The following is a 5,934-nucleotide window of genomic DNA, read 5'->3' as shown; positions in this document are numbered from 1 at the left end:
TAGCACATTAATGTCTTTTCACGGGCAATAACATTATTTTCAGACTTAATAATTTTAACGATATCAGCTATAATAGATTCCATAAAAGACCAGCTTCTAATGTGTTTTTTTTCGTTAACATCAGACAATTGGTCTTTTTGTTTGAGCTCAAGTCCAAATTCAAAAGATTTGAGCTTTTTTAATTAATTATTCAACTTACCGCAAAAAATTATACACTTAGCACTTGGTATTAGCCACCATACAAAAAATCCCCATTCAGTCCGAAAACTGATGAGGATCGTCACGCAAAACTTATTAATTTAACCATGATTACTTCTGTTGGCCTTTCAATACCGAATTCCATAAAAGACGTGAATTCAAATCATCTTTCAAGGTTCCTGAACGGCGATTCTTTCTTTCAGTGGTTCTTGCAAATAAATTCTTCAAAGTCTTTGGCATAAAACATTCTTCCTTGGTCAATTCTATGAAGCTTATCAAGCTTCTCTCTACTAAGTAGTAGAGCGCTACTGTCGACCAGGGAGATAGTAATATGCTTATAAAATTTACCAAAGCAAAGCCCCGACACGGATGACTTTTTCCGCCTCGGGATGTTGCTTGAAGGATGTTGCAGCTTTTGCTTTCAATGATTTTCAGAAAGTTATTTACGTGTTAACCACCTCGCTTGTTCGGATGAACCCGTATAAATGACAGCTTAGCAGGTCACGGTAAATTTAGTGTAAAAATGGTGTAAAAAGGCTGTACATAATATCCAAAAGGTGATAAATCAGTTTGCAAATTTCACCATTTAAAAACGCCTCAAAATAATACTAGCCACACCACACAAGATATGCCTTTTACCACCCTTGGCAACGATGATATACTGTTGGAAGGACTTACTAACCCTTAGAAAGGCGGGATTTTCCATGACACACACCCCAATCAAGATGACGTTTTTTTCGCAGCTTCATCCAGTAGCACTCACGCTGTACTTTACTGAGCTGATCGTCTGCCTCCTGCTGTTTAATCACGTGGCGGTCGCGGTGGCTGAGTTCATCGCACTCACGATCACAGCCACCTACTACCTTGGCGGCCGAAAGACGGCGCGCCAACTGAAATACGCCGTTTCATTTCTATTAATGATTCTATTTTTCAATACGCTCCTCAATCAAAAGTTTCCGCCGATTCTTTGGCATTTCAAATGGGGCATTCTGACGTTCAAATTTTCGTATCCGGCATTTCTGTACGGCATTGCGATGGCAATTACCCTGATCGCAATGCTGTTTGTTTCTTCAGTCCTAAACGCGGTTCTGACCCCCAGCAAGCTGATCTACGTGTTCTCACCGATTGCGCCCCGACTGGCAGTACTGGTCACCATTTCGTTTACGCTGGTCAACAGCTTCACCGATAGGCTCAAACGGATTTTGCGCCTGCAAAAAACCCGCAACGTCGACATGGTTAATGGATCATTGAAGACCCGCACCCAAAAGACGCTCCACATCTTCGAAATTCTTCTGCAGGACGCCCTGTCTTCTACGATGGAAACCGCCAATTTAATGGACGCCCGCGGATTTGGCGTCGCCAAGCGGACCCACTACCGCTCGTATCACTGGCAGTTTAGTGACCTGCTGTTCATCACGATTGCCACCGTCATGCTAGTTGCAACTATCGGCGTCCGGATTCTTTCAATGGGCACCAGTCGTTCAGTCGCCAATTTCACCACCATTTTTACGTCGGGCGATACTTGGCCCATCGTCGTCACGGCACTCCTATTCTTACTACCATTAATCTCAGAGGGGGTCTATCGTTCATGCAAAAATTAGCTACCGTGACCCATCTCACGTTCACCTATCCCGATCAATCAACCCCCGTTCTGGACGACGTCAACTTCACCATTGACCCCGGCGATTTTATTGTGATTGCCGGTAATACCGGCAGTGGCAAGACGACCCTGCTTAACCATTTGAAAAAGGAGCTCATGCCCAAAGGAGCCCGAACTGGTGATGTTCAAATTACCGAAACACCGGTTGCTGACATGCCGAAGTTGGTGAGTGCCCAAACCGTCGGCTATGTGGCCCAAGATCCACAAATCCAGTCGGTGATGGCAACGGTGATCGAAGAACTGGCCTTCCCATTAGAAAATATTGGCTGTCCCAGCAATGAAATCGAACGCCGGATTACCGAACTGGCAAATTTCTTAGGTTTGGATCAAAACCTCGATCGCCAAATACATCAATTATCCGGTGGCCAGCTTCAGTTGGTAAACCTGGCTTCGGTTCTCATCTTGCGCCCAAAATTAATTTTACTGGACGAACCCACGTCCCAGTTGGATCCGCTGACCGCTCAGCATTTTCTCACCGTTTTAGGGCGGATTAATCAAGAATTAGGGATTACAATTATGTTGACTGAACACCGGCTGAGCACGGTAGCAGCCATGGCCAACCGGATGATTCTCCTGCAGGATCACCACCTGACCTTTGACGGTGATCCCCACAGCGGCTTGGCAAAAATGGCCACTGATGCCCACTTGACCTATTTCGTACCGTCAATTTCCAAGCTCTTCTTAGATCAACAGATTCGAACCTCCCAATTGCCGATTTCAGTAGCCGATGCCCAGTCGGCGATTCGGACTCACCATCTTCAATTTCAATCAGTGACGACCGGCGGCAAGGTTGCGCAATTACCCACAGCCGAAAAACCAATTCTAACCGTCAATAACATTTCCTTTAGCTTCGACGGCCAACATAACGTCCTCCATCACCTGAACCTGGCGATTAATCCCGGTACGTGGTTGGCAATTATCGGCAAAAACGGCTCCGGCAAATCAACCCTGTTAACGCTGATTTGTGGACTAATGACGCCGCAGCACGGCAAAATTCGTTTCTTCCACCAGTTAGTTTGGAAAATGGCCATTAACCAGCGAATGGCCAAACTGGCATTTCTGTCGCAAACTCCCAGCCTCCAATTTACAGCCAATACCGTTCGTGAGGAGCTGGAAGTTCAGGCAGCTGAACTGCGACTGCCAGACGCTAAGAGCCAAGTTGACCATATGATTGAGCAATTTCATTTAAACCGCATTGAGAAGCAAAATCCATTTGACATTAGCGGCGGTCAACAACAACTCGTTGGATTAGCAATTGCACTGATGGCGACCCCTGATCTGTTAGTTCTGGACGAGCCAACTAAGGGATTGGATCCCTACACCAAAATTCAGGTGGGCCATCTACTGAAACAGTATCAACAAGCCGGTATGACCATTGTGATCGCCAGCCACGACATGGAATTTTGTGCTAAATTTGCCGACAAATGCACGTTTATGTTCGACGGCCATCTCAACACGCTGCTTGCCACGCAATCATTTTTTACCGATAACTTTTTCTTCACCACGCCAATTAACCGAATTGCCCGTGATCAGGTTAAGGACGCCCTGCTGCCAGCCGATCTAAAGCTGGCAAACCGTCCGGAAAGGAGGTGAGCGTTACTTGAAACAATCTTCGTTACTCAACCGGTATCGATTATTAATTGCGTTACTGTTAATGGCTGTTTTTCTGCTATTCATTGTCCTATTGAAGGGAAAGCACTACCTATTATTTAGCTTTATGTGCTTGATCTGTAGCCTTTTACCCGCGTACTGGCGCTTTGAACACGATCCAATCAGCACCCAAACGTTGATGTTTGTCGCCGTTTTGATCGCGTTGGCGGTTGCCACCCGGGTCCCACTGGGCGCCATTCCCGGTGTGCAAGGCGCCAGCTTCGTCGTGATTCTAAGCGGTGTTAGTCTTGGTCCGGAACTGGGGTTCATTACCGGTTCAACGACGGCGTTAGTTTCCAACATGTTTATGGGCCAGGGACCCTGGACACCGTGGCAGATGGTTGCCTGGGGCCTAATGGGCTTAACCGCTGGCCTCTTCATGAAGGCCCGATTGTCCCATAGTCTGATTTTTATGATCGTGTTTGCCTGCGTCTGGGGCTATTTGTTTGGCTGGATCATGGACCTCTGGTACGCCCTGGCCTACGTATCACCGCTGACCATCAAGAGTTTTATCTTGGCTTTTGCGGCCAGTTTCTTTCCATTTGACACGTTCCACGCAGCATCCAATGCCTTTCTCATCGCGCTATTTTACAAACCATGGGAGAAGCTGTTTCACCGCTTAGTCGCCAAATACAATATTTTACCGGATAAAAACCAATAGAAAAAGGATGGATTAATCAATGAAATTAACATCAAAGCTACTCATGATCTCTGCTTCAACCCATTAGGATTTGGCAGTATCGCACCAGCCTTCACCGCCAATGCAGCCAGCGTTAAGACCGCCAGTCGTGCTTATCAAAATAGCAAGATCAAAGCCAACTACCGTTACGCGAAGAATCTGATGATTAAAAACAAGACTGGATTGTCAGGCAAGACGACCGCTCTGTTTAGTAAAAAAGCCAACCCAACCATCGGTGCCGCTAGCGGTTACGCCGATTTGCTGGTTGGTTTAAAGGGCTGGGGGTACAAATTTACGACCACCCAGAAGAAGCGCATCGCGGCCAATCTGGTGATCAATTCGAAGAGCACTGCTGCCGACTACGCCAACGCAATTCAGGGGCTAAAAGCCGTTGGCCTAAACCCAGCCAAGTTTAAGCCAGCCGGCGCCAAGAAGGCTGTCAACCTGGTATCTGGGCTGTATCGCCAGTCAATGAGCAAGCAAACACCAAACGTCAAGAGCCAGGTTCTGCTTGTCCTGACCATGTCATCAACGTTTAAACGCCCATCAAACGCCAAGTTCTCCAAGACCAGTTTGGCAAAATCATTGGTTAAGGACCAGCAAAGTAATAATGGCTGGGCTTACAACAACACCGCTGCCAGCGTTGATAGTGATACCACTTCAATGGCAATCGCGCCGCGCTGGCCCACAGCAAATCCTCACTGAGTGCCGTTAAAACCGCATTGGTGAAGGGCCAGGCCTACTTGAAGAGTAACATCAACGCTTCAGGTGCTTATGGCTACGTCTTCAATGGCAAGACCGTCGCTAACGCTAACTCAACAGCCGAAGCAATCATTGCCCTGTCATCAAAGCGAGCAACCGTCAAGTACGCCAATGGCTACTTCACTACCAAGCAAGCCGCCTCCCCACTGCGGGCAATGCTCGGCTACGTTAACAAGACCGGTTCAATTAAGGGTGCTACCAGTCAATTGATCGGCGTCGGTCAGGTGAACCTGGCAACGGCTGCTTATCGGCAGGCTTTGAAGGGGCATTCGGTTTATACGGTTAAATAACGCGAAGTGATAAGTAATTAATTTGGGGGAAAGATCAGTGAAAAAGGCAATGTTTATCGGGGCGATTGGTTGTGGCAAAACCTCCTTTATTCAGAAACTCAATGAACTACAGATGACTTACAACAAACCCCAAACCATTGAGTTTTATAATAATGTTATCGATACGCCCGGTGAATATGTTGAGCATCGTGCAATGTATTCTAACCTGATGACCACCGCCATTGAAGCCGACGTCATCGTCTTGATGCAAAGTGCTACTGATCCGCGAATTGTTTTACCAACAGGCTTCAGCACGATGTTCACTAAGGAAACGATTGGCGTCGTTACAAAAACAGATATCGCCACTAATCAGCAAATCGAGATGGTTACCTAACGGACATTAGTGAGCTTGTGTCCGTTAGGGTGCAACGTATTGTATCCACAGCTAGGATAGCGCCTGAGTGTGTAGGTAAGCTCTGCCTGGATGACCAAATACTTTTTGCGACCCGAGCCCCGACCATGAAATTCCTCACGAGTACCGAACACCTGAATGTTTGTGTCTTTAATTCCCAGTAATTTAAGTGTATTATCTAGTTGAGACATCTATTCCTACCCCGCTTATCTTGAGTTTCGTCGCTTAAAGCATAGCACTAGGGAGGCTTAGATGCCTTTTTTTGTTATCAAAAAGGGCCTAGTACTTTTAGAATGGAAATACT

Annotated in this window: 5 protein-coding genes and 2 pseudogenes; 5 read left to right on the top strand and 2 right to left on the bottom strand. The window is 46.7% G+C overall.

What is annotated here, in order from left to right:
• Nucleotides 1–309: 309 nt before the first annotated feature.
• Complete coding sequence (locus HMPREF0518_RS10905; RefSeq protein WP_003625192.1) at nt 310–438, bottom strand: hypothetical protein; 129 nt, start codon at nt 436–438, stop codon at nt 310–312.
• A 464-nt stretch (nt 439–902) separates the two neighbouring features.
• Between HMPREF0518_RS10905 and HMPREF0518_RS01000 the strand changes: the two genes are divergently transcribed.
• From HMPREF0518_RS01000 to HMPREF0518_RS00980, 5 genes and pseudogenes are all read left to right on the top strand, one after another.
• Nucleotides 903–1,799: an energy-coupling factor transporter transmembrane component T gene (locus HMPREF0518_RS01000; protein WP_003630442.1), complete on the top strand. Its 897-nt coding sequence runs from the start codon at nt 903–905 to the stop codon at nt 1,797–1,799.
• The gene (locus HMPREF0518_RS00995) at nt 1,787–3,451 is read left to right on the top strand and encodes an ABC transporter ATP-binding protein (RefSeq protein ID WP_003625187.1); all 1,665 of its coding nucleotides are present in this window, start codon (nt 1,787–1,789) and stop codon (nt 3,449–3,451) included. Before HMPREF0518_RS01000 ends, HMPREF0518_RS00995 begins: the two co-directional genes overlap by 13 nt.
• Before the next feature lie 7 nt (nt 3,452–3,458).
• Nucleotides 3,459–4,169, top strand: a complete 711-nt coding sequence (locus HMPREF0518_RS00990) for an ECF transporter S component (protein ID WP_003630445.1) — start codon at nt 3,459–3,461, stop codon at nt 4,167–4,169.
• 19 nt (nt 4,170–4,188) lie between these two features.
• Nucleotides 4,189–5,239, top strand: a pseudogene (locus HMPREF0518_RS00985) (prenyltransferase/squalene oxidase repeat-containing protein).
• Between the two features lie 37 nt (nt 5,240–5,276).
• Nucleotides 5,277–5,612 (top strand): EutP/PduV family microcompartment system protein, encoded by a 336-nt coding sequence (locus HMPREF0518_RS00980; RefSeq protein WP_003625179.1) that lies wholly within the window; start codon nt 5,277–5,279, stop codon nt 5,610–5,612.
• 2 nt (nt 5,613–5,614) lie between these two features.
• On the opposite strand, the pseudogene HMPREF0518_RS00975 reads toward HMPREF0518_RS00980, so the two are convergent.
• A pseudogene (locus HMPREF0518_RS00975) lies at nt 5,615–5,821 on the bottom strand (ISL3 family transposase); the annotation flags it as partial.
• Nucleotides 5,822–5,934: the final 113 nt, after the last annotated feature.

The sequence above is a fragment of the Lactobacillus helveticus DSM 20075 = CGMCC 1.1877 genome (genome assembly GCF_000160855.1).
GTDB lineage: Bacteria > Bacillota > Bacilli > Lactobacillales > Lactobacillaceae > Lactobacillus > Lactobacillus helveticus.
Note: the sequence above shows the minus strand (reverse complement) of the source record. Positions and strands in the feature narration are given on the sequence as shown.

Bases quoted from the DNA above. Each gene is read 5' to 3' on its own strand.
- HMPREF0518_RS10905 (WP_003625192.1), bottom strand. From the start codon at position 438: ATGCCAAAGACTTTGAAGAATTTATTTGCAAGAACCACTGAAAGAAAG.
- HMPREF0518_RS00995 (WP_003625187.1), top strand. From the start codon at position 1,787: ATGCAAAAATTAGCTACCGTGACCCATCTCACGTTCACCTATCCCGAT.
- HMPREF0518_RS01000 (WP_003630442.1), top strand. From the start codon at position 903: ATGACACACACCCCAATCAAGATGACGTTTTTTTCGCAGCTTCATCCA.